The following is a 22739-nucleotide window of genomic DNA, read 5'->3' as shown; positions in this document are numbered from 1 at the left end:
CAGGTAATTTCCTCTTGGACAGCAGAGTTCGATGGAGAGGCGGCCGGATGACCAAGCAGACGATCGGCGGCCGATACGAACTCGACCCTTTGTCGCGTCGCGGCGGCGGCATGGGGGAGGTGTGGTTCGGCTACGACAAACGCTTGGACCGGCCCATCGCCATCAAGTTCATCAGAGTGGACCGTCTACCGGACGGCAAACCGGACAATGAACTCACGAAGCGATTCGTCAGAGAGTCTCGCATCACCGCCCGGCTTGAACACCCAGGTGTTCCCGCAGTGTACGACTGCGGCACGCACCAGGACAATCTCTACCTGGTCATGCAGCAAATTCCCGGCGTATCCGTCCAAACGCTGCTGGATGAGACCGAAATCCCCATCCCCTGGGCTGCGGCCATCGCCGCCCAGGTGTGTTCGGTGCTGGCGGCGGCTCATGCGAACTCCCTGGTCCATCGGGATCTCAAGCCCAGCAACCTGATGTTGACGCCGGAAGGCGCCGTCAAGGTGCTCGACTTCGGGGTCGCTGCGGCCATCTCGCCCACCGCCACCCGCCTGACCCGAACCGGCATGACCGTGGGCACACCCGAATACATGGCGCCCGAACAGGCGATGGCCGGCACGACCAGCCCCCAGGCTGACCTCTACTCCCTGGGCGTCGTGCTGGATGAGATGATCTCCGGCAAGAATCAGTTCGGCGGTCCCACTCCTCTCGCATCCATGCACAATCACATGCGCGAACGACCGCAGCCACTACGCCATCGCAGGACAGGGGTTCCCGAGAAGCTGGAGCAGCTGGTCCTGTGGCTGCTGCAGAAGGAGCCGCGACAGCGGCCCACATCCGCAGCGGACGTCTACGCAAGGCTGCTGGAGTTCTGTGCGGAACTGCCGCCTTTCATCGGTTATGTAGGCACCGGCTCTCCGCATCCGGTGCGCATGTACGCCGGAGTGATAGGCCGCATCGGCACGCAGAACGTAGGGGCACCCGTCGAAACAGCGCCCCTGCCGACATCGCCCCGCCCTGTCGTCGCGGACACCGTCTTCCGGCCGAGTGATATCTCGCTCGCGAGAAAGGACGCCGAAGCGCTCAAGGCGGAGTCGCGCTTCACTCAAGCAGCGGAAGTCCTCAGGAGAGTTGTGCAGCCCGCCGCGCAGACCCTCGGAACCATGGACACTGAAGTACTCGCGCTCCGAATCGAACTGGCGGACGTGCTCTTCCTGGGAGGCAACTACCGGCGAGCCGCGCCCGAGTTCGCCGACCTTGCCACGGACATCGCCCGGGAGGAAGGACCAGCTACCGACCTGGCCTTGCGGTGCAGGATGATGGAGGCTAACTGCCTGGCCATGCTTGGCGACACGCGCCTCGCCCTGTCCAAGCTCCGCGAACTGCTGGCGGATGAGCAGCGATGGGGCATCGACGAGGAACGCACCCTTGAGTTGCGACGTCAGATCGGCCTGCTCGAGCTGGGCGCCGGCGATGCCGTACGGGCAAAGGGTACCTTCGTTCCTCTACTGGCGGATCTTGAACGGCGGTACGGTACCAACCATCCCAGTGCGAGAGCGGTCCGTGAGGTCCTCGAAAGCCTGGAACCCTGATACGGGTCTGATCGTCGGCGACTATCTGGGAGATGAGCGCTGGATATGGCGAGGCTTGGCATCTATCGCGACTTCCTGCGGGACTACGCGCGTTTGGAGCGTTCCGTTCAAGACCGCGTGGACGAGGTCTTCCGCGAGTTCGAGCACGCCACACATGCCGGCCTGCACCTTGAACGCATACAGAAAGCAGCCGACCCGCGCTTCCGCACGATCCGCATCAACCAATACTGGCGCGGAGTAGTGCTGGTCCCCGATACGGGCGACCTCTATCTCCTGTTGAAGGTTCTGGGGCATGACGCGGCCTATCGCTGGGCCGAGCGCCGTCACGCCTCGGTCAACGCGGCGACCGGCCGCATCGAGATCTGGGACACCGCGGCGGTCGAGGCGACGTTGCCACAGCTCACCGAGATGGCGAGCGCGGCACCTCGGCGCCTGTTCGATCACATCGACGACGCGGTCCTCGCGCAGTTCGGCGTGGAGGGGCAGGTCCTCACCTTCGCCCGCGCGCTGACCGACATCATCCAGTTGGAGGCGGCGCAGGGGTTCCTGCCGGAGACACAGTACGACGCCCTTCTCGGGCTGGCGGCGGGCCTGACGCCGGAGGAGGTGTGGCAGGAGATCAGCGGCAGCGTGTCGGCCGAGCGATACGACACCGAGGACCTCGTGGCCGCGATCGAACGTACGCCGGAACGCGTCGTCCTGGTGGCCGGGCCGGATGAGCTGATGGAGGTTTTCCGGCACCCGTTCGCCACGTGGAAAATCTATTTGCATCCTTCGCAGGAACGCGTGGTAAAAGCCGATTACAGCGGATCCGCCCGGGTCACGGGCGGTCCTGGCACCGGGAAGACGGTCGTCGCTCTGCATCGGGCCCACCACCTCGCGTCACTGGGAGCCGGGCCGATCCTGGTGACCACCTTCACCTCGACCCTGTCCGCTTCGCTGGAAGCGGGCCTTCGGTTGCTGGCCGACTCCGACAAAGTGCGTGACGCCATCGAGGTCCGTCACGTGGACCAGTTGTCCTACAGCATCTTTTCGGAGGAACACGGGCGTCCCGCCATCCTGGCTGATCGCGAGGAGAAAGACATCTGGCGCCGCGTGATCCGCAAGCTCGATGTGCCTTTCAGCGTGGCTTTCCTGGCCGAGGAGTGGCGGCACGTCGTTCTCGCGCAGCAGGTGAGCAGCGCCGCGGACTATCTCGCAGCCAAGCGGGCGGGGCGAGGCAGGCGCCTGGGCGCCAGGCAGAAGGCCCAGGTGTGGCAGGCATTATGGGAGTTTCAGGAGGAGCTCAAGCGGCGCCGCGTATGGACGTACGAAACCGTATGCATGGAGGCCACCCGCCTGCTGAGCGCTCGGGAGACGAAGCCGTACCGGCATGTCATCGTCGACGAAGCGCAGGACCTGCATCCAGTGCAGTGGCGGCTGCTACGGGCCGCTGTTGCCCAAGGACCAGATGACATTTTCATAGCAGGTGACAGCCACCAGCGGATCTACGACAACCGAGTCTCCCTGCGGGACGTCGGGATCAATGTGACCGGACGCTCCACCCGCCTCAACGTGAACTACCGGACGACCGCCGAAATCCTGGCGTGGAGCCTCGGCATGATTCGCGGGGAGAAAGTCGACGACATGAACGGCGGGCTCGAGACGGTCGCCGGATACCGGTCTCTGGTGCACGGCATGCCGCCGGAAACGCGCGGTTTCGGCTCGCAACGCAACGAGCTGGATGCCCTGGCCGCCAAGGTCGCCGAATGGCTGGAAGCAGGCGTGGAGCCGGCTGCGATCGGTATCGCGGCGCGCTCCAGCATGCTGGCCGACTCCGCCATCGCGGTGCTGGAGCGCGCCGGCATTCCCGCCAAATCTCTGGCCAAGGCCCGGGAGGACGACGGCGTCGTCCGAGCCGGGACGATGCATCGTATGAAGGGCCTGGAGTTTCGCTGCGTCGCCGTCATCGGCGCCGGCGAACACCAGCTTCCGCCCGCCGGCGCGATCACACCGGCCGCCGAGGACGAGCTGACACACGCGCACGACCTGCAGCGCGAACGCTGTCTGCTCTTCGTCGCCTGCACCAGGGCGAGAGAACGCCTCTATGTGTCATGGCACGGCGCGCCAAGCCCCTTTCTCATCTCACAGGACGGATGATGGCGACTCTCTCGGTGCTGCTCCACCAGATCGACAACGGCACGGTGCTCCTGCCGGAGTTCCAGCGCGGCTACGTTTGGAATCGCGACCAGGTGCGCGGCCTGATGCGATCTCTATACAAGGGATATCCGGTAGGCGGCCTGCTCATCTGGGAGACGGAGCCGGGCCCGGCCTCTGTCCGGGGGGCGGCACCGGACGGCGGCGTGCGGCGGCTCCTGCTCGACGGCCAGCAACGCATCACCTCCCTCTACGGTGTCATGCGTGGGCGCGCGCCGGCCTTCTTCGAAGGTGATGTCTCCGCGTTCACCGGCCTTCGCTTCAACGTCGAGGAGGAGGCGTTCGAGTTCTATGGCCCGGCCAAGATGAAGGATGATGTGCGGTGGGTGGACGTCACCCGCCTGTTCACAGAGGGCCTGGAGCCGTTCATCAAAGACTTCGCCCAGCTTCCGGACAAGTTCGCGATTTATCTCGAGCGCCTCAACCGGCTGAAGAACATCGAGCAGCGCGAATTCCACGAAGAGAAGATCACCGGCCCGGACAAGGACGTCGACGTCGTCGTTGACATCTTCAACCGGGTCAACTCCGGCGGCACGGCGCTGTCCAAAGGTGACCTCGCGCTGGCCAAGATCTGCGCGCAGTGGGCACCCGCCCGCCACGTCATGCGGGAACAGCTCAACAAGTGGTCCGAGGCGGGGTTCACGTTCTCCCTCGATTGGCTGCTGCGGAACACGACCGCGGTGGCGACAGGCCGTGCGGTGTTCACCGCGCTCAACGAGGTGTCGGCGGAGGAGTTCGAGACCGCGCTGAACAAGGCAGTGGGCTATATAGGCAATGTGCTGGACTCTGTCTCCGGCCGACTTGGCCTCGACCACGACCGCGTGCTCATGGGGCGTTACGCCATTCCCGTGATCTCCCGCCTGCTCCACCTCACCTCCGGCGGAACCTTCACCGACAGCTCCCACCGCGACCGCGTGCTCTACTGGTACATCCACACCGCCTTGTGGGGTCGTTTCGCGGGTTCGACGGAGACAGCGCTCGCGCAGGACTACGAGGTCGCCGAGCGGGCCGGCATCGACGGACTGATCACCGCCCTCGAGCGCTGGCGTGGCGGCAATCTCGACATCCAGCCGCATGATTTCGAAGGATCCACCCAGGGCTCACGGTTCTACCCGCTGCTCTACATGCTGACCCGGGTCAAGGGAGCGCGTGACCTCGGCAGCGGTCTAGAGCTGAAAGCCGAGATGCTGGGCAAACTCGCTTCACTGCAGGTTCACCACATCTTCCCGAAGGCGCTGCTCTACCGGGTCGGCTACGACCGCGCCCAGGTGAACGCCATCGCGAACTTCTGCTTCCTCACCCAGGACACTAACCTCAAGATCAACAAGAGGTCGCCGGAGGACTACTTCGCCGAAGCACAGGACAAGCATCCAGGCGTCCTCGCCTCGCAGTGGATTCCGGAGGATCCCGACCTGTGGCGCCCTGAACGCTATCTCGACTTCCTGGCCGCCCGGCGCGAGCTGCTGGCCGAGGCGGCACAGTCCTTCCTGACGGAACTCAGGGACGGTGCTCTGAAGGCTGGTCAGTTGGTGCCCGTCGGTGTCAGCGAGACGCAGGACGATGTCCGCGTGGCTCAGATCAAGGGCATGGTCGAAAGGATGCGGCAGCTTGGTTACGTGGAGCCGGCTCTCGACAGTGAGATAGCGGATCCCGCCGACGGACGCGTTCTGGCCGTGGCCGAGGCCTTCTGGCCTGAGGGGCTCCAGACAGGTCAAGGTAAGCCGGTCGTTCTGGAACTCGACCCCGAGACCTCGGACGTCGCTCGTCTGGAGGAGCTTGGGTTCATCGTCTTTACCTCCGTGGACGCGCTCCTCGGCTACGCCGAGCGGCTCAATAGGACCCGGGCAGGGGAGAGCGATGTCGAGCAGCCCGCAGAGCCTTCAGAGGAGGCGCCTTCGGAGTTCGATCAGGCCATGCGCTCCATCTATGACAGGGCCAGAAGCGAGGCCAACTATCACGCGAGCTACTTCCTGAGCATGCTGGCTGAGCACGGCAGCCTTGCGACGGCTCGCAAGCTGCTCAACACGCCAGCGGTTTCCGACGGGTTCGCGGCCCTCTGGGAACGGGGCAGGCTGGATCTTACCGTCGAGGCTCTGGTCGTACAGCCCCAGTTCGCGAGCCTGTTCAGCCCTGCCGAGGTTGAGATCGCCAGCCGCCGCCTCGGCCAGTTCGGGTATTCCTGATGTCAGGGTCAGTCGTCCGCCCTCAATCGCACTTCACCCTATGAGCCGAGGAGAGTGTCACTGCTGTAGATCATCAAAGGATGTTCCAGGCCATCCCGTGAGCGCCCTGGCGGAGATTGCGGACGCGCCTGATGACTTCGGCAGCTTTCTCGGATGCGTGGATCGACTTCCGGGCGTTTGTAGTGATCATTCGTAGTTCGCGAAGATCGCGCAGGACACGGTAGCCGCTCCATGCGGCGACATCGAAGCCGTACGCCTGAGCGAAGTCGTTGTAGGAGGACTGGCCGTAGCCGAAGCGTCGGCAGTGAACTTCGATTGTGATCAGGTCCCATTCGGGCTGGCCGATGGAGGCGCTGTCCCAGTCGCACAGGACAACCCCTTCCACTCTGTGCAGGGCGTTTCGATGGTGAGGGTCGCCCTGGATGATCGCGTTGGGGTCGAGGGCGTATTGGACGTTTGCCAATTCAGCCTCCAGCTGATCGACGCGCTCTTGTAGGAAGCGGAGATCTGGTTCGGGGAGGAGAGTGGTTGCACGGAGGGAGCGCCGGATGGCTTGAATGGCGTCGGATTGGGGCAGTGAAACAGGCGGGTTGTCGAGGCTGTGGAGACGGCTTAAGGGCTTGGCCAGCGTCTCGGTAGGGACCGGTTCGGGTGGCTGGGGGAGGTAATCCCACAGGGTGATGGCGTGGCCGTCTACGAGCAGGGGCTGGATTTCGGGCCTGTATAGGGGGACGGTGGGGAAGCCCAGTTTCATGAGCCAGCTGACGAAGCGTACTGTCCGCTCGACCTCCGCTGGTTCGGTCCCCACGCGGGCGATTTTCACGATGACTGGTGCGGTCTGTAGCCGGATGACGGCGTTGGTTTGGCCTCGAAGAACCACGGCGCCGTCAGCACGCAATCCCGCTGCGTCGCAAGCGCGTCGGAGAAGGTCGGACAGCTGGGCTTCGGTGAAGCCGCCGTGGACGGGGACACCATTCATGCTTGTCAGACTCACATCTGCGCCGGGGGCAGCGCCAGCACTTCGTTCAACTCCCGTGCCGGTCGGGCAGCGCGCAGGCGTGCTGGGATGGCGACTATGACGTCACGGGCGCGAACGTCCAGGATGCGGGTTCGGTGTCCGGCGGGCACGCTGAGATAGGCGCTGATAGCCAGTTGACAGGCTTCGTCGAGAGAGTGCCCTTGGGCGAAGCAGATTGCTTCCTCGATACGTAGCAGGGCAGGGTCTATGCAGGGGTTGTCGCCGTAGAGCTCGAGTGCGCGCTGCTGGGCAGCACGGGCCTTGGCGTGCTGCCCCAGGTTGGTAAAGACGCCGCTCATGTAGAGGAGAAGACGGCGCTCGGGGAAACCGAAGGCATCGTAGTCGTCCTGACCTCCCGGTACGGTCCGGCTGAAGAGGTCTTGCGCTTTGTGCAGGGCGTGCAGGGCTGCGGTCGTGGTGCCGATGCGGGCCTGTGCCCTGGCCTCGGCCACCGCGGCGAAGGCCGCTGTGATGGTCGGTGCTCGGCCGGCGCTGAGCTCGCTCGCCTCCTTCGCCAGATCGACGGCGGCCTCGATGGGTCCGTAGTAGTAGGGCAGCATTGCCGCTTGAGCTCGTACGCGGGAACGTAGCAGGCGGTTGCCGCTGTCGTCGGCGGCGGCGCGGGCGGTGCCGTACCACGCGTGTGCCTCCGGTATCTCGCCCAGTTTCATCAACGAGTCTCCGATGAGCGTGGCCAGCATCGCCGTCATCTCTGACAGGCGAGCCTGCGTGGTGGCAGGCTGCCTGTCGCGGGCCACAACCTGTACCTCGCGGAGCTCGGTCAGCAGGCGAGGGATCATCGTCTGCGGAGGCGTGACGATGTACTGCTCCCGTAGCCACTTCAACCGCTCATTGAGGAGGTCGAGCTGGACCTTGGTCACGCTGCCCGAGGCGAGCGTGCGGTCGATCATCTGCCGGGTGGAAGCTAGCAGCTCTCCGGAGATGCTGTTCGTTCCCAGTCGGCCAGGAGGCATGTCCAGCTTCGAGATCGAGGGCGGAGCCGATCTTGCGCGCTGGGGGTGCGCAGGGACGTCCTCGCTAGTGGCATAGCCGAGGTCGGCGGCGTCAGCTGAGTAGAGCCGGCACAGGAGGTCGACGGTTCTCGGCAGGGGTACACGGCCTTTCCGGGTTTCCCACTGACCCCACTGCTGGATGTCCGTCTTCGGTGGTTCAACCGCCAAGTCCTCGCAGAGGGCTTGCAGGTGGGTGACCGCGTCCGCGAGGGTCCAGCCGCGGGCCAAGCGTTGCGCGCGCAAGCGGCTCACCTGACAGCATGCGACTATCTCGTCCACCGTTCGGGAGAGGTCCCATCCAAATTGTTGGGCCCTCTGCCGCCATCGGGCGGCACACGACCGTTTATGCGCCATGTCCAGCCTCCGTCCGCTTGCTGGGCTGATCCAGCGTAAGCAGTCCATCACGCTTAGTTAGGTCGCTGGCTACGTCTACCCCGTTCTAGTGACTGAAGTAGTGACGGCTGGAGTCATAGGGGCACGGCAAAGCGGCCGTCACCATTGCCGGGACCCACGCCGGGAGCAATCCTCGGAGACTCACAAACGCGCTGCTCTCATCACCGATCAAGGGACTCACATGACGATCTTCGGTTCCCGGCTGGTCATCCAAGCCTTTGCGACTCGAGGATGTGGTGCCCATTCGCTGATTCTGGCGCGGTGCCCATTCCGAGCATCGAGCAGACACGTTTGTGCGGGCGGGCCACCGGAGGTCAATTCCATGGCCTTCGCTGTGCTCGCCGATCCGCAGGCATCTCCATAGCCGCTTGGGCTGTCTGACGGCGTGGCCGGTGGCTTCCTGTCATCGGTTCGTCCAGCGTGAACCCACTCTCGTAGACGAGCACCGACTGCGCCCCTCGCCATTCAGCAAGATCCAGAAAAGAGGAACGAATCGTGATCGACGAAATCGTGAAGCAGGCTCGGGCTGCGGAGCTTAGGGACAAACTCGCAGACGAGCTGATCGCGGCGAGATACATCAGGTCCGAGCCGGTGGAGGAGGCGGTCCGTACGGTGCCGCGGCACGCGTTCGTTCCGGCCGATACGCCGCTGGAAGTCACCTACGACGTCGACAGCGCCATAGTGACCAAGAGGGACGAGCGCGGCGTCGCCATCTCCTCGGTGAGCGCGACCTTCGTCCAGGTGGCGATGATCGAGCAGGCCGAGGTGCGGCCGGGGATGAGCGTGCTGGAGTTCGGCTCCGGGGGTTACAACGCGGCCCTGCTGGCTGAGGTCGTCGGACCGGGCGGCCAGGTGGTCAGCGTGGACATCGATCCTGAGGTGACCGAGCGCGCGACGGAACTGCTCGAAGCCGCGGGGTACGCCGATCGGGTCACCGTGATCACGGCTGACGCGCACAACGAGCTACCGGGGCATGGGCCGATCGACGCGATCATCGTGACCGTCGGCGCGTGGGACGTCGCTCCGGCCTGGCTGAGCCAGCTGAAGGCAGACGGAAGGCTCGTGCTGCCGTTGCGCATGAACGGTGTCAGCCGATCCATAGCGTTCCGGCGCGAGGGCGACCATCTGGTCAGCACCTCTGCGGTGGTGTGTGGGTTCGTTCCGATGCAGGGGACGGGGGAGCACGCCGATCGGGAGTTTCGGCTGCCGGATCCGCAGGGGCACGTGATCACGCTTCGGTTCGACGCCGGAGCGCCTGACGACCCGAGCGCGTTGGACGGTGTCCTCGCCGGCGAACGCACTGAGGTGTGGTCCGGCGTGACGATCGGGAACGGGGTGTCCTTCGCCGACCTGCACCTTTGGCTCGCGGGATTCCTGCCCGGCTTCTGCAGGATGGCCGTCGACGAGGGGACGGAGCTCGCTCAGGAGCGCAAGACCTGGTTCCCGTTCGCCGTGGTGCGCGGTGACTCCTTCGCCTACCTGTCGGTGAGGCCGCTGCCGCAGGGGAAGGGGGTCGAGTTCGGAGCTCGTGCCTACGGTCCGCACGGTGGCCAGCCGGCGAACGCGCTGGTCGACCAGATTCGGGCGTGGGACGCGCGAGCCAGGGACCGGTCTGAGCCCACGTTCGCCTACTGGCCGACCGGCACCTCACCCACCCATATCCCCGAGAACGTGGCCGTCCTGCGCAAGGCCCACGGCCTTCTCACGATCTCCTGGCCTGCGGCTGAGTGACCGCGTACGGCCAGGCCGTCCACACCGAACCCAACCAAGGAGTACGTATCCCATGTCACCACTGCTGGCCCTTGACGCCGCCGACGTGTCCACGGATGTCGTGGCTGACGAGGAGTTCGAGCTGGACATGCGCGTCGTCGAGGCGACGACGTCGCTGGTCGTCATGATGTGCGACACCAGCGACGGGTGCGGCAACACCTGCAGCACCAGCGCATGCAGCACCAGCTCCAACGACCCTTCCTGATCGCCCTCGCGGTCGCCGGCGCCCCAGACCCTTGTGGGCGCTGGCGGCCCAGCTCGTAACCGACGAAGGAAGAAGTACGGTGACCGTCCTCCCGCGGTATGAACACACCGGCCTGGTGATGGTGCGCGCGAGCACCGATCCAGGCGACCTTGACCTGTCGACAGACCTCGACCTCTCGAATGAGTCGGCGATTCAGCACGAGGGCCGACCTTGGCTGGCGAAGATTTGGGCGCGTGGCGATGTACGCGAGGCTGTTCGAGTGGCGAGTCCTGCCCTCGCGAGCCGTATCGACCGGATGCTCAACTCCGAGCACCCGGCCACTACGGACCTGCGCAGGGCCATCCTCGCCACCACCTCATACCTTCTGCGCTGGCAGCGACGCACAACCCCGTTCGGGCTGTTCGCCGGGGTTGCTACGGCCACGATCGGTCCTGCCAAGGCAAGCCTTGGAACGTGCCATATAACGCGAGCCCGAGTGGACGCCGAATGGCTCATAACCCTGATCGACCAGCTCGAACAGCATCCCGGCCTGCGACCCCGCCTGATAATGGTCACCGACAACTGCGGCATCGTCCGCGACGGCCGCTTCATCGTCGCTGCTCGCGCGGAGGTCGGAGCGAGGACTCCCGGGCCTCTTCGTGAGGCGTCCGTACGCTTGACTCGGCCTGTACGGCGGGCGCTGATGGCAGCCGCTCACCCAAAGCGCTTTGACGAACTGACCAGTGACCTGGTCCGGCGCTTTCCCGCGACATCGCCAGACAAGATCCATGCCTTGCTGAACGCTCTGGTCGATCAGCGGGTTCTCATCACCAGCTTGCGCCCGCCGACGACCGCAGCCGATCCCTTGCGATACCTGATCGAGACTTTGCTCGCTGCGAGCTGTTCAGACCTGCCGGACATCGCGGAGCTGCTACGCCGACTCGAAAGCATCGGGCAACTGTTGACCCGCCATGACGCTCTCACAGACCCGACCGAAGCTGCCATCGTCCGCGACGAAGCCTGCAAGCGGATGAGCGCACTCAGCCCGGAAGCCAGCCTTGCCACTGATGTACGGCTCGACGCGACGATCGCCATCCCCGAAGTCGTGCTCAAGGAGGCAGAGCTCGCCGCCACCGCACTGCTACGCCTGTGCACCGAGCCCTTCGGCCGGACGGCATGGATGGACTACCACGCCCGGTTCCTCGCAAGGTACGGCCGCGGCGCCCTCGTACCCGTACGAGAGCTGGTGGACGACTCCGCTCTCGGCTATCCCTCCGGCTACCTCGGCGCACCCCGCGCGAGGCCCACATGGCGCACGCTGACCGAACGAGACGCGGCCCTCCTCTCGCTCATTCAGGAAACGACGCTTTCCCGATGTGAGGAGATCACGCTGACGGAGGCGCAGCTTGAGGCGTTGACCGTGGGTGACCACACCACCGTCGTACCGCCGCGGCGGGTGGAGCTGGGCGTGACCCTGCACGCCGAGTCCTCCGAGATGATCGATCGCGGCGACTTCGAGCTTTGGATCACGGCCGCACCCCGCGCTCACACGAGCATGGCGGGGCGCTTCGCCTACCTGCTCGATGACGACGACCGAGCCCGACTCGCCGCCGGGTACCAGCACGCAGGGGAAGACGCGGTGGTGGTCCAGCTGTCCTTCCCACCTCGGCGCCCGCACAACGAGAACGTCGTACGCGTTCCACAGCTTCTCCAAGACACCCTCCACCTGGGTGAGCACGCCGAACGCGGAATGATCGATCTTGACGACCTGGCGGTCACCGCCGATGCCGCGCAGATGTACCTGGTGCAGCGCTCCACCGGCCGGCGTGTGTTCACCCAGGTGCCGCACGCGCTGGACACCGTCGTTCAAAGTCCGCCGCTGGCCCGATTCCTCGCCGAGGTCGCCGAAGCCCGCAGCGCGGTCTTCACGCCATTCACCCTGGGCGCCGCTCGGACCTTGCCGTACGTCCCGCGCATCCGTTACCGGCGCACCATCCTGTCCCCGGCGCGCTGGCTTCTCACTGCCGCAGACCTACCTGGTCAATGGGAGGAGGGACTTCGCGCATGGCGAGCACGGTGGCAAGTACCGGCGCGAGTAGTGCTGTGCCACGGAGAGCTGCGCCTGCCCCTCAACCTCGATCAGCAGCTGGATCGCGCCGTGCTCCGTGTTCACCTGCACCGCGCGGAACGGATCGAGCTGTGTGAGGACAGCCCGCCCAAGGGCCAGAACTGGATAGGGCGTCCGGCCGAACTGTTGATCCCCATGACGGCCATCCAGCCGCCCCTATCGAAGCTTCCTGCTACCGCATCACCAGGAGCTGTGGACCGGCCGGGTGCCTCCGAGGTCGTACGTGCCCATCTGATCGGCAACCCCGTACGGTTCGACGCCATCCTGACCCGACACCTACCGGCCTTCATTGACGAACTCGGCGACGTCGTTCTCCGCTGGTGGGTGAGCCGGCACCGCGACATGATCCGTCTCGACACGGACCAGCACCTTGCACTCTTCATACGCCTGACCGACCGCCGCCAGTTCGGAAAGGTCGCCGAGTGCCTGGCGGCGTTCGCCGAGAGACTTCAAGTAGGGGGCCTGCTCGCGCACCTCACCTTGACCACTCACTACGAGCAGCCTGGCAGGTACGGGGAAGGCGCGGCGCTGCAGGTCGCCGAGCAGGTCTCGGCCGCGGACACCTTGGCCGCGATCGCGCAGATAACGGCAGTCGAGCGTTCGCACCTGCCCGGTCAAGCGCTGGCCGCAGCATCGATGACTCACCTCGCGGCGGCGTTCGCACCAGACCCCCTCACCGGATGCCGATGGCTGGTCAGGTGCCTGGAACGGACAACGGGCCAGCTCGACCGCGTTCTACGGGATCACGCACTCCGCTGCGGCGATCTCGCCCAGGTCGGTGCCCTGCCAGCGGGGGATGCCGTCGTCTCCGCTTGGCGCGCACGCGATGACGCTCTCCGCACGTACCACCGCATGCTCGTCGAGCAACGCGACCCGGAGACAGTGCTGCGCGCCCTCCTGCACGAGCACCACGTACGAGCACTGGGCGTCGATCCAGCCTTCGAGAAGGTGACCGGGCGCCTGGCTCGCGCGGTCGCGCTGCGCCGTCTGGCCCTGGCAGGTGCCCTGTGAGTTCGGAGATGTTGACCGCGGATGAGATGACCGCCCAGTCGCTCTCGCGAGGAGCAGCCGGGATCGCGCTGCTGCACATCGAGCGAGCGCTGTCCGGAACGGAGGAGTGGCGGAACATCTACGCCCACATCCGCCAGGCCGCTGCCGGAAGGGTCGTCGCCGCTGAGCACGCCAGCCTCTACTACGGCGCACCCGCCATCGCGTTCGTCCTGCACGCCGCAAGCGCTGACGGGGAACATCGTTACCCCTCGACAGCGGCCAAGCTGGACGAACTCGTGCTCGGCATCGCCCGCCGTCGCCTGGCCACCGCCACAGCGCGAATGGATGGGGGAGCGCCGGCGACGTTCCACGAGTACGACCTCTTCTCCGGACTGATCGGCATCGCGGCACTGCTGCTGAACCGCATGCCGCGCAGTGACGTCCTGGCCCAGATCCTTCGGTACTTGGTCCGGTTGACCCGTCCCCGCGTCGAGGATGGGCTGGAGATTCCCGGCTGGTGGGTGCCGCACGACCCGGACCCGCTCCTGCCTACTCCCGGCGGGCACGCCAACCTGGGGATGGCGCACGGTGCCGCAGGGCTGCTCGCCGTACTGGCCCTGGCCGCCCGCCGTGGATGCGTCGTGCTCGGGCAGCGCGAGGCGATCACCTTCCTGATGCTGTGGTTCGACCGCTGGCGGCAGTTCTCGGGGGATGGCCCCTGGTGGCCGCAGTGGCTAACCCAAGAGGATCTGCGGAGCGGACGGCCCGCCCAGTCCGGTCCAGGCCGCCCGTCGTGGTGCTACGGCACGCCCGGCATCACCCGAGCCCTTCAGCTCGGCGCTATAGCCCTCGGCGACCAAGAGCGACAGCGCACAGCCGAGGAAGACATGGCAGCGTGCCTGACCGCTGGACAGCTCGCTCGGCTGAGTGAGGCGGGGCTGTGCCACGGCCTGGCCGGCGTGTACCAGACGGCCTCCAGAGCCGCCCAGGACGCTGACAGTGAAGCCGTCACAGCGTGCCTCCCCGAGCTGGCATCGCTCCTCAGGAAGCAGGCCGCGGCCCTCCATGTCGAGGGCGCCGGTCTGCTGACGGGCGAGGCAGGCGTTCGGCTGGCGATGGAGACCACACACACGCCTCCCCGATCGGGATGGGACTCATGCCTGCTGATCACCTGACCACTGCTTCGCCGGCGAAGATCGCCGCCGCCGTCCTCGTCGTACTCTCCGGGGCGGACCTGGAGAGCACCGCGACGGAGACGAGGATGTCCCCTGTCGAGCTGGCTGATGCCGTTCAGCTGTTCCAAGCGGCCGGTCTCACCGCCTTGGAACAGCGGAGCGAGTGGTACCAGCTCGCGATCGAGTTCGCAGAGGAACGTACGGCCGAATCGGCTGGAGCGATGTACCTGGGACTCCGGTTGGACCGTCTACAGGACCAGGGCGTCGTGCAGGGTTGGTGGTTCCTGCGCAAGCCGCCGGGCTGGCGGCTCCGGGTGCACACAACGGACCGCACTGCTGTCGATAGAGCACTCCGCGAGCTTGTTGAAGAGCGCGTCATCGCTCGTTGGTGGTCCACCATCTACGAGCCGGAGACCTTTGCCTTCGGTGGTCCAGAGGGGACCGACATCGCCCACCAACTGTTCTGCGCCGACAGCCATGGCGTGCTTGCCTACGCCCGCCAAAAGGCCGCCGACCAAGGACGACGAGAACTCTCACTCCTGCTGATCAATGCCCTGCTCCGTGAAGCGGGACTGGACTGGTTCGAGCGCGGCGACGTCTTCGGCCGGGTGGCCGCGATCCGTCCGGCGCCGCCTGGCAACCAGACCTCAGCGGTGGAGAAGCTGGCGCTCAACGTACGCACTCTTCTGCTGGTGCCCAGGCAGGCCGACCGCAGGTTGCTCGCGGACACCGTGGCGTTCGCCGAACCCTGGCTCGCCGCATACGAGACAGCCGGCCAGCGGCTTGGTGACGAGGCCGCCCGAGGACGCCTTGATCGAGGGCTCCGAGCCGTACTCACCCACGTACTGATTTTCCACTGGAACCGCTTCGGCCTGTCGGCCACGACCCAGGGCGTCCTCGCCCACGCGGCGAAGGCCGCCTTCCTGCCTCGGAGCTGAGCATTGGACCTCACCACACTGCACAACGCCGTGCGCCGCTTCCCCCTCGTCGGCCGCCCGCGCCCGGCCTGCCCCTCACTCCAGGAGAGGGTGCGGGAGATAGCGGGAATCGCCGAGACCGCGTGGCACCAGGGCGACAACGGTCTGCACGAGGCGGCCCACGCCCTGAACAAGGCCGCCCTGGTTGCCAGCGATTGCGGCCTGAGCGACCTTGCCCATGAGCTCTGCTGGCAGCACATCAACGTCTACCGGCAGGCCGGCGAACCCCTCACCGTGCTGCAGGCCCGGTACATGCTCGAACCAGTACTCAACCTCGCACGGTTGCAGATCCGCGCGGAGAACGGCGACAAGGCCCTGCGGCTCCTCGCTGCCGTCTACCAGGCGGCGACCACATGCACCGACCTCGTCGTTGAGAGGCAGACCCTCCCCACAGCCGCCCTGGAAGGGACGCGACACGAGCGTCACAAGCTCCGCGAGTGGGCGTGGCTCCAATACCTGGCGGAAGGAATCCGCGTGCTGGCCATGGCCGGGCGTTGGGACGAGGCGGTCGCACATGCCAAGGCCCACAACGGCATCGGGGTCCATCTGATGGAGGGGCGGCAAGCCGAGATCATCGCGCACTGCCTGCACAGTGCACCCAGAGCGGCCCGGCACGTCCTGGAGGAGTGCAACCTGACCGAGCCATGGGAACGACAGGTCGCAACCTGCCTGAACGTGATGTCCGCAGGCAGCACGCTCAACCGGGACGGCCAGGCGATGGCGGAGCACTTCCTCGGCAGCGAGCCGATGCCGGGTTACGCGGTCTACCGCGCCCGCTACGGGCTGACCGTGGCCACCTTGGCCGGCGCCTTCGACCCGCATATTGCAGACCATGTCCTAACCCAGGTAGCGACCGAGGCACTCACATCGAGAGACGGGTACGCCGCTCGCGACGTTCTGCGCCACCACCCCATGACACAGCTGGCCAGTGCCCACCGTCGTGGACTCACCAAGTTGGTTACCTCGGCCGGCCTCGGCAGCGGCAGCCTTGCCGCTCCGCTGCTCGACTCGATCACCGCCTCGGTCAAGCTCGCCCAGGAAGCGCTGGCCGCCGCGCTATCGACGAGGCATCGCACAGCTTCCTGAGCAGTCCCGCAACCGGGGGACAACTTGACCCCTGCCATGAAGTCGAGCGCCCATTGGGCCATCGCGTCCGCGCGGGTGCGGATCGCCACCGACAACCAGGAGGAACACCGCGAATGATCGAAACCATGCATACGCCCGAACGATGGGAATGGATGCGCTCGTCCGACCGGATGGACTGGCGAGGCGTGTTCCCCGGCGAACGCGATCAGATAAGCCGCGTACGCCGCATGGTCGAGGCACTGTTCGAGGGGACAGGCCGCGAGGGCGACGCCGGACTCATCGTCTCCGAACTCACCACGAACGCCCTGCTGCACACCCGCTCCGGCCGCGCCGGAGGCTGGTTCGGGGTGGAGATGCACCTCCCGGAGAAGGGCCCGGCCTACCTCGGGGTCTGTGATCTCGGAGGAGCAGGCAGGCCGCTGCTCGACCGCCGCCCAGCAAACGGGAAGCTGACGGTGGGCGGGTTCGGGCTCGCGATCGTCAGAGACCTCGTCGTGCAGCTCTCCCAGATCGGCAGCCCGGCGACCGGACACACAGTGTGGGTCCACCTCGACATCGACGCTCGAACGGCGGCCGTAGCGAAATGAAGAAGGTCGGCCTGCTGCTATCAGGCCGACCTTTTCGCGCGTATAGATTTATACGTTCGGGAGAAGAACGTTAGTGCTAAGAGGCGAAGGCCGTCCACATGAAGCTGCACCATGGCGCGGTGACAGTGCGCAACTGTTTCGTAATGGCGTGTGACTGGGCCTTCGCCCACGAGAGCGGCGACTAGATAGGCGGCTAAAAACCTGCAGTACAGCGGTATCCGCGAACGTCGTCGACAGGGTCAGTCACGAAGTAGAGGGCAGTCGTTTCATCAGCTTGTATGCCGTGTCTTGCAAGCGAGAAGCAAGCCTGCCGCGACCGGTCGGCGTAGCCTCGTTCAACTCGCGGCTGCCGCCAAGGAGGCAAGGTCCCGCAGGTCAAAGGTTGCGACCGTCGGGCGTATATCTCCGGTACAGGGTGAGTGCCGGTTCGTACGCTGCAAGCACCCAAGTCGCTGCCGAGTGATCACTAGTAGCGAGGTGGCAGCTGTTGCCACCAGGTCGAGCCTACGCCTCTTCGCTGTCCTCTTGTACGGCCATCGGCGACTTCACACGTAGTATTCGACAATTCCGATTACCAATTCGAGCACCCTTTTTGACCATGTACATCGTCCCTGCGCGGATAGGTGTTACGGCTTTGAGGGGGTCATGTGGCGTGAGTTTTCTCATATTGCCGGGTGATCTTGATCAAAGGTAAAGCTTGTTTGCTGTTTCCTACTCACACCAGATTGAAGGTGTCAGTGAACAAGTTAGTCAGCACGCGAAAGCGCGGCCGACCGGCTACCCGGCAGGTAGCGATGGCGACGGTGCTCACGGTGGCAGCATCGCTGCTGGTCGCAGGCGCGAATGGTGCCGCTCAGGCGGAGCCGGAACCCACCGAGGCCTCCGCGAGGCCCTCCGTAACCACCTTCCCCCAACCTGAGGACCCGGACGCGCCCTTACGCGCGGCCGTCGAGGAGGCCATCAAGCAGAACAAGCCGGTACTACATCGGTAGATCTTTAAGTCGTTCACCAGCGTGACTGTGGGTGTATCGGCGATGGTCTGCGAGTGACCTTGTGCCTCACCTACGATCTCGTCGTGTCCTGGGATACCGAGCTCACGGCGGTGACCTCGCGGATCGCTGATCGCTTGTTCAAGCGGCCCGAGCCGAAGACGACCTTCGCAGACCTGGTCCGCGGGCTGCTGGCCGATGTGCCGCGCAAGAACTCCTGGCAACTGGCCGACCATGTCGGGCATCCGACCGCCAACCCGATCGAGTGGCTGCTGTCACGGGCCAAGTGGGACGCCGACGCGCTCCGCGATGACGTGCGCGCCTACGTCGTGGAGCATCTGGGCAGCACGGACGGGGTACTGATCGCCGATGACACGCAGGCGATCAAGAAGGGTGACCGGTCGGTCGGGGTGGCCCGCCAGTACTGCGGGCTGACCGGCCAGGTCGAGAACTGCCAGGTGATGCCGATGCTCACCTACGCCTCCGCGGTCGGGCACGCGTTCATCAACCGGCGGCTCTACCTGCCCGAGGACTGGGCCGGTGACGCCGAGCGGCGGCGGGTGGCGGGCGTGCCGGAGCGGGTGGCGTTCGCGACCAAGCCTCAGCTGGTGATCGACATGCTGCAGGAGGAACAGCGGGTGGGCACGCCGTTTCGCTATCTGGCCGCCGACTGTGGCTACGGCCGTGATCCTCATCTGCGCGCCTACTGCCACACCCATCGGATCGGCTATGTGATGGCCGTGCCGGTGGATCTGCCGCTGGTGACCGCCCGGGGCGGCGAGGAGCCGGCCGGGCATGTGCTGGACCGGCTGCTGGCCCAGGCCGTCCCGGGTTTGTGGGAGCGTCGCTCCTGTGGCCAGGGCACCAAGGGCACACGCGCCTACGAGTGGGCGACGGTCGCGGTGAGTCCGGCGGGGCAGTGCCCGGCTGACGGCCATACGCATACGCTGCTGGTCCGCCGCGGCGTCAGAGATCCCGACGACGTCGAGTTCTTTTTGGCCCATGCCCTGGCCGGCACGCCCGTCACCGAGCTGATCACCGTCGCCGGGCTGCGCTGGAAGATCGAGGAGAACAACGAGACCGGCAAGGACCTGCTCGGCCTGACGGAGTACCAGGTCCGCAAGTGGGACGGCTGGCACCGCCATGTGACAACGGCCATGCTCGCCTTGGCTTTTCTTGCCGTCAGCCGCGCGCGCCTGGACGGCCAGAGCGCTCCCGAGCCGGTGCCACCCGCCGCTGATCAGGGAAAAGGCCTGCAACATCAGGAGAGTCACAGCTGAGTGCGGGCCGGTTGATCCGGCCGTCCCTGGCTGAGATCCGCCGTGTCTTCGCCCGCCTCGTCGTGCCGGCCGCCAGCGCCGTCGAGCATGTCCTGGCCTGGTCCAGATTCCGGCAAGCCCACCAGACCCGCGCTGTTATCAGCCACTACCGCCGACGAGGCGACCCGTTACCACGCGATCTACGGATGTAGTACCGGTGCCGGTGGAGGCGGTCTTCACCGAGACATCGCGCACGTGGGCGTACCCGGATGGGCATTTGTCCACCCAGTCCTACACTGGTCCGGCGCAGATGCGGCAGGACGACGGCTCCTGGGCGTGGATCGATACAACTCTGGTCGAGGAGAACGGCGTCCTCAAGCCTCGTCTGGCCAAGTCCCACCTGCGATTATCAGCCGGCGGCACTGATCCCTTCGCCACTATGCGGATCGGGCGTACCGACAGCTTCGGCTTGTCCTGGCCCACCCCTCTTCCCAAGCCGCAGATCAAGGGCAACGTCGCCACCTACGTAGGGGCCGCCGGCCCGTCCGCGGACCTGGTGGTCACCGCACTGCCCACTGGGTTCCGGCACGACGTGGTGCTCCGTGAGCGGCCCACTGGTCCGGTCGAGTACCGGCTGCCGGTGCACGCTCCGAGCCTAAAGCTCAAAGAGACCAAGTCCGGCATGCTCACGCTGACCGGCGCCAAGGGCAAGAAGGTGGCGTCCGCGCCTGCCCCGCGCATGTGGGATGCCACTGCCGCCCAGGCCACCCCGAACACTGACGCCAAAAACCGAGGCCGGCAGGCCAAGGTCGAGGCCGAAGTGCAAACTGACAACGGCGCCACCGTTCTGGTGCTCAAGCCCGACCCGAAGTGGCTGGCCGATCCGGCCACTCAGTACCCGGTGACGGTAGACCCCACCACCACCCTTGGGGTCACCCAGGAAATCGGCATCATGTCTCCCAATGGGCAGACCGGAACGCCGGGAAGGGTCGAGCGCTACTCCTACACAGGCGAGGAAACCCTCATCCGGACCTTGATGGAATTCGACACGGAGGCGATCAAGGGTAAGCAGGTGGTCAGGGCCACCATGCAGCTGACGCTGCGGGAAGAGGCCCTGTGCGATGAGTTCCAGGGCGTCGCCGCTCGACGGATCACCTCCTCCTGGGAGGCCGACGACACCTGGTGGGACAACCAGCCCGACACCACCAACGAAGGGCGAGCCCTGGTCAACCCCTGCGCGCTGCCGCGATCTGAGGGGTCGGTGTGGAGCTGGGACCTCACCGCCATGGCCCGGCTGTGGGCTGGGGACACACCCAACCACGGCGTGATGCTCAGCCTCAGCCAAGAGCTGCCCATGGACCTCTACACGTCCGAGGGTTACAGCTTCTGGCCGCAGTTCTGGGGTCAGAACGTCCCCAAGCTCAGCGTGGACTGGGTGCTGCCTCCCGCGATCCCCACTGTTACCGCCGAGTCGATCGACTCCATGGACGGCAACGACGCCATCGCTCGCAGTACCAATGTCAAGGTCACCTACAAGTCCAGCGTGGCCGAGGTGACACCGCTGGACTACACCGTGACCGTCAACGACTCCACCATGGCACCGCCCGCTCAGGAGCTACCGACCGGCGAGGCCGCGTACTGGAAGCTTGATGAGGCATCCGGAGCCACGCTCACCGATGCCTCTGGCAACAATCGCGCCGCCACCCTGTCCGGCACCTACAGCCGCGTGCCCGGCCAGCTCGGCCAGGCGGTCAAGCTCTCCGGCAGCACCTCCCGTGCCAGGACCAGCGGCCCGGTGCTCAACACCAACCAGAGCTGGACAGTGGCCGGATGGGTCCGCCTGGACAGCAGCGACCGCGACCAGGCCGTCTGGTCTCAAATGGGCACCAACAATCCCGCCTTCTCCCTGTACTACGCAGTGAGTAACGCACCCGAGTTCGACCAGCACTGGCTGCTCTCACTGGCCGCACAGGACAACCCGGACGCCTATCGGGACACGCTGATCCAATCCAAGAACCTCGCCAAGGTCGGCCAATGGACCCACCTGGCGACCCAGTACGACGCATCCGCCCGCAAGATGCGGCTCTACGTCGATGGCGAACTGTCCGCCGAACGGGACGTCAGCGTCGGCTGGAACGCCCGCGGCCCCTTCCAGCTCGGCGACGGATTCACCGACAGCCTCGACCCCGACAACGCCGGCCTCGACGGCGCCCTCGACGACATCCACGTATACCAGCGAGTGCTGAGCGCAGCCGACATCCGCACCATGGTCGGCGTCCCGACCACCACCACCCACAACAACATCCCCTCCGGCCAGGCGCTGGACAAGGTGTTCACCCTGGACAACCCGGCCAGCTTCAAGTTCGTGGTCAAGGCATGCCGCACCGGCGTCACCCCACCGGTCTGCAATGAAAGCCCTGCGTACCGCATCACCAGCGACGCTCCGGTGCTTCCGTCGGACACCGAGACCGGCATGGCCGATCCGACCCAGCCGATCCTGTCCGGCATGGTCAACCGCCCCTCGGGCGGCCCGGTCACCGCCAAGTACTACCTGTACGACAACCAGGGACTGCCCGTCGGCTCCGCACCCCTCGGCAGCCGCACCGTCAACGGCGGCGAACGCGCCTCCTACCAGATCCCGGCCAACACCGTGCAGCCCGGTACCACCTACAAGTGGCAGATGACCACCTGCGTCACCGCTCCACAGGACGGCGGCGACGGCGATACCGACCCGGACCCGACACCCACTCCCGACCCCACACCAACTCCCGATCCCGATCCGACACCCACGCCGGACCCGACAACGCCTCCGCTGCCCGACGGGCTCGTCGCGGGCTACGGCATGAACGAGGGCACCGGAACCACTGTCACCGACGCCACCGGCCAAAACAACGGCACCGCCAGCAGCGCCACCTGGGTCGACGGCAAGTACGGCAAAGCGTTGTCGTTCGATGGCAGATCCAGCTGGGTCGCCATCAACAGCTCCTCCTCCCTCCGGCCGACCGACTCACTCACTTTGTCGGCCTGGGTCAACCCCAGCACTCTGACCGACTACCGAACCGTCATCGCCAAGGACTACAACCTCTACGGAGACCTGTCTTACGCAGGGCTGAAGCGTTCTCATGTGGTGAGACCGAGGAGCTGGAGACCGTCGGCGGGGTGGCTGCGGTAGTGGTCGGTGGCGGCGGTGATGTTGGTC

At 65.9% G+C, this 22739-nt stretch carries 14 protein-coding genes; 12 read left to right on the top strand and 2 right to left on the bottom strand.

The window, feature by feature from the left end; all coding sequences use genetic code 11:
* The first annotated feature begins 47 nt into the window (after nt 1–47).
* The 3 genes from AB0K18_RS20020 to AB0K18_RS20010 are packed head-to-tail and all read left to right on the top strand — an operon-like array spanning nt 48 to nt 5971.
* On the top strand, nt 48–1592 hold the full coding sequence (locus tag AB0K18_RS20020) for a serine/threonine-protein kinase (RefSeq protein WP_364915995.1): 1545 nt from the start codon (nt 48–50) through the stop codon (nt 1590–1592).
* Nucleotides 1593–1637: 45 nt separating this feature from the next.
* Complete coding sequence (locus tag AB0K18_RS20015) at nt 1638–3731, top strand: UvrD-helicase domain-containing protein (RefSeq protein WP_364915992.1); 2094 nt, start codon at nt 1638–1640, stop codon at nt 3729–3731.
* Nucleotides 3731–5971: a DUF262 domain-containing protein gene (locus AB0K18_RS20010; RefSeq protein WP_364916580.1), complete on the top strand. Its 2241-nt coding sequence runs from the start codon at nt 3731–3733 to the stop codon at nt 5969–5971. The genes AB0K18_RS20015 and AB0K18_RS20010 overlap by 1 nt, the downstream gene beginning before the upstream one ends.
* A gap of 73 nt (nt 5972–6044) precedes the next feature.
* Here the strand turns inward: AB0K18_RS20010 and AB0K18_RS20005 are convergent, their stop codons facing one another.
* Both AB0K18_RS20005 and AB0K18_RS20000 read right to left on the bottom strand, forming a co-directional pair.
* The gene (locus AB0K18_RS20005; RefSeq protein WP_364915989.1) at nt 6045–6950 is read right to left on the bottom strand and encodes an aminoglycoside phosphotransferase family protein; all 906 of its coding nucleotides are present in this window, start codon (nt 6948–6950) and stop codon (nt 6045–6047) included.
* Between the two features lie 11 nt (nt 6951–6961).
* Entirely contained in the window at nt 6962–7900 is a 939-nt protein-coding gene (locus AB0K18_RS20000) for a hypothetical protein (RefSeq protein ID WP_364915986.1), read from the bottom strand.
* A gap of 990 nt (nt 7901–8890) precedes the next feature.
* On the opposite strand from AB0K18_RS20000, the gene fxlM reads away from it, so the two are divergent.
* From fxlM to AB0K18_RS19955, 9 genes are all read left to right on the top strand, one after another.
* The gene (gene fxlM / locus AB0K18_RS19995; RefSeq protein ID WP_364915983.1) at nt 8891–10126 is read left to right on the top strand and encodes a methyltransferase, FxLD system; all 1236 of its coding nucleotides are present in this window, start codon (nt 8891–8893) and stop codon (nt 10124–10126) included.
* A gap of 52 nt (nt 10127–10178) precedes the next feature.
* The gene (locus AB0K18_RS19990; RefSeq protein ID WP_364915980.1) at nt 10179–10370 is read left to right on the top strand and encodes an FxLD family lanthipeptide; all 192 of its coding nucleotides are present in this window, start codon (nt 10179–10181) and stop codon (nt 10368–10370) included.
* 79 nt (nt 10371–10449) lie between these two features.
* A complete protein-coding gene (locus tag AB0K18_RS19985) occupies nt 10450–13488 on the top strand; it encodes a lantibiotic dehydratase (protein ID WP_364915978.1) in 3039 nt (1012 codons plus the stop codon).
* A complete protein-coding gene (locus tag AB0K18_RS19980; protein ID WP_364915975.1) occupies nt 13485–14642 on the top strand; it encodes a lanthionine synthetase C family protein in 1158 nt (385 codons plus the stop codon). Before AB0K18_RS19985 ends, AB0K18_RS19980 begins: the two co-directional genes overlap by 4 nt.
* A complete protein-coding gene (locus tag AB0K18_RS19975; protein ID WP_364915973.1) occupies nt 14624–15580 on the top strand; it encodes a thiopeptide-type bacteriocin biosynthesis protein in 957 nt (318 codons plus the stop codon). The genes AB0K18_RS19980 and AB0K18_RS19975 overlap by 19 nt, the downstream gene beginning before the upstream one ends.
* 3 nt (nt 15581–15583) lie before the next feature.
* Nucleotides 15584–16705, top strand: coding sequence for a hypothetical protein (locus AB0K18_RS19970; RefSeq protein ID WP_364915970.1), 1122 nt, complete (start codon nt 15584–15586; stop codon nt 16703–16705).
* 113 nt (nt 16706–16818) lie between these two features.
* Nucleotides 16819–17292 carry an ATP-binding protein gene (locus tag AB0K18_RS19965; protein ID WP_364915968.1) on the top strand — a complete coding sequence of 158 codons (474 nt, stop codon included), beginning with the start codon at nt 16819–16821 and terminating at the stop codon, nt 17290–17292.
* A 1045-nt stretch (nt 17293–18337) separates the two neighbouring features.
* Nucleotides 18338–19561, top strand: coding sequence for an IS701 family transposase (locus AB0K18_RS19960; protein WP_364915965.1), 1224 nt, complete (start codon nt 18338–18340; stop codon nt 19559–19561).
* 196 nt (nt 19562–19757) lie between these two features.
* On the top strand, nt 19758–22712 hold the full coding sequence (locus tag AB0K18_RS19955) for a LamG-like jellyroll fold domain-containing protein (RefSeq protein WP_364915963.1): 2955 nt from the start codon (nt 19758–19760) through the stop codon (nt 22710–22712).
* Nucleotides 22713–22739: the final 27 nt, after the last annotated feature.

The organism is Nonomuraea sp. NPDC049421 (genome assembly GCF_040677005.1).
GTDB lineage: Bacteria > Actinomycetota > Actinomycetes > Streptosporangiales > Streptosporangiaceae > Nonomuraea > Nonomuraea salmonea.
The sequence above is the reverse complement of the archived record's forward strand: the minus strand, read 5'-3'. Positions and strand labels throughout refer to the sequence as shown.

Coding starts and splice junctions, on each gene's coding strand:
- AB0K18_RS20020 (WP_364915995.1), top strand. CDS start 48: ATGACCAAGCAGACGATCGGCGGCCGATACGAACTCGACCCTTTGTCG.
- AB0K18_RS20015 (WP_364915992.1), top strand. CDS start 1,638: ATGGCGAGGCTTGGCATCTATCGCGACTTCCTGCGGGACTACGCGCGT.
- AB0K18_RS20010 (WP_364916580.1), top strand. CDS start 3,731: ATGGCGACTCTCTCGGTGCTGCTCCACCAGATCGACAACGGCACGGTG.
- AB0K18_RS20005 (WP_364915989.1), bottom strand. CDS start 6,950: ATGAATGGTGTCCCCGTCCACGGCGGCTTCACCGAAGCCCAGCTGTCC.
- AB0K18_RS20000 (WP_364915986.1), bottom strand. CDS start 7,900: ATGATCGACCGCACGCTCGCCTCGGGCAGCGTGACCAAGGTCCAGCTC.
- AB0K18_RS19990 (WP_364915980.1), top strand. CDS start 10,179: ATGTCACCACTGCTGGCCCTTGACGCCGCCGACGTGTCCACGGATGTC.
- AB0K18_RS19975 (WP_364915973.1), top strand. CDS start 14,624: ATGCCTGCTGATCACCTGACCACTGCTTCGCCGGCGAAGATCGCCGCC.
- AB0K18_RS19965 (WP_364915968.1), top strand. CDS start 16,819: ATGATCGAAACCATGCATACGCCCGAACGATGGGAATGGATGCGCTCG.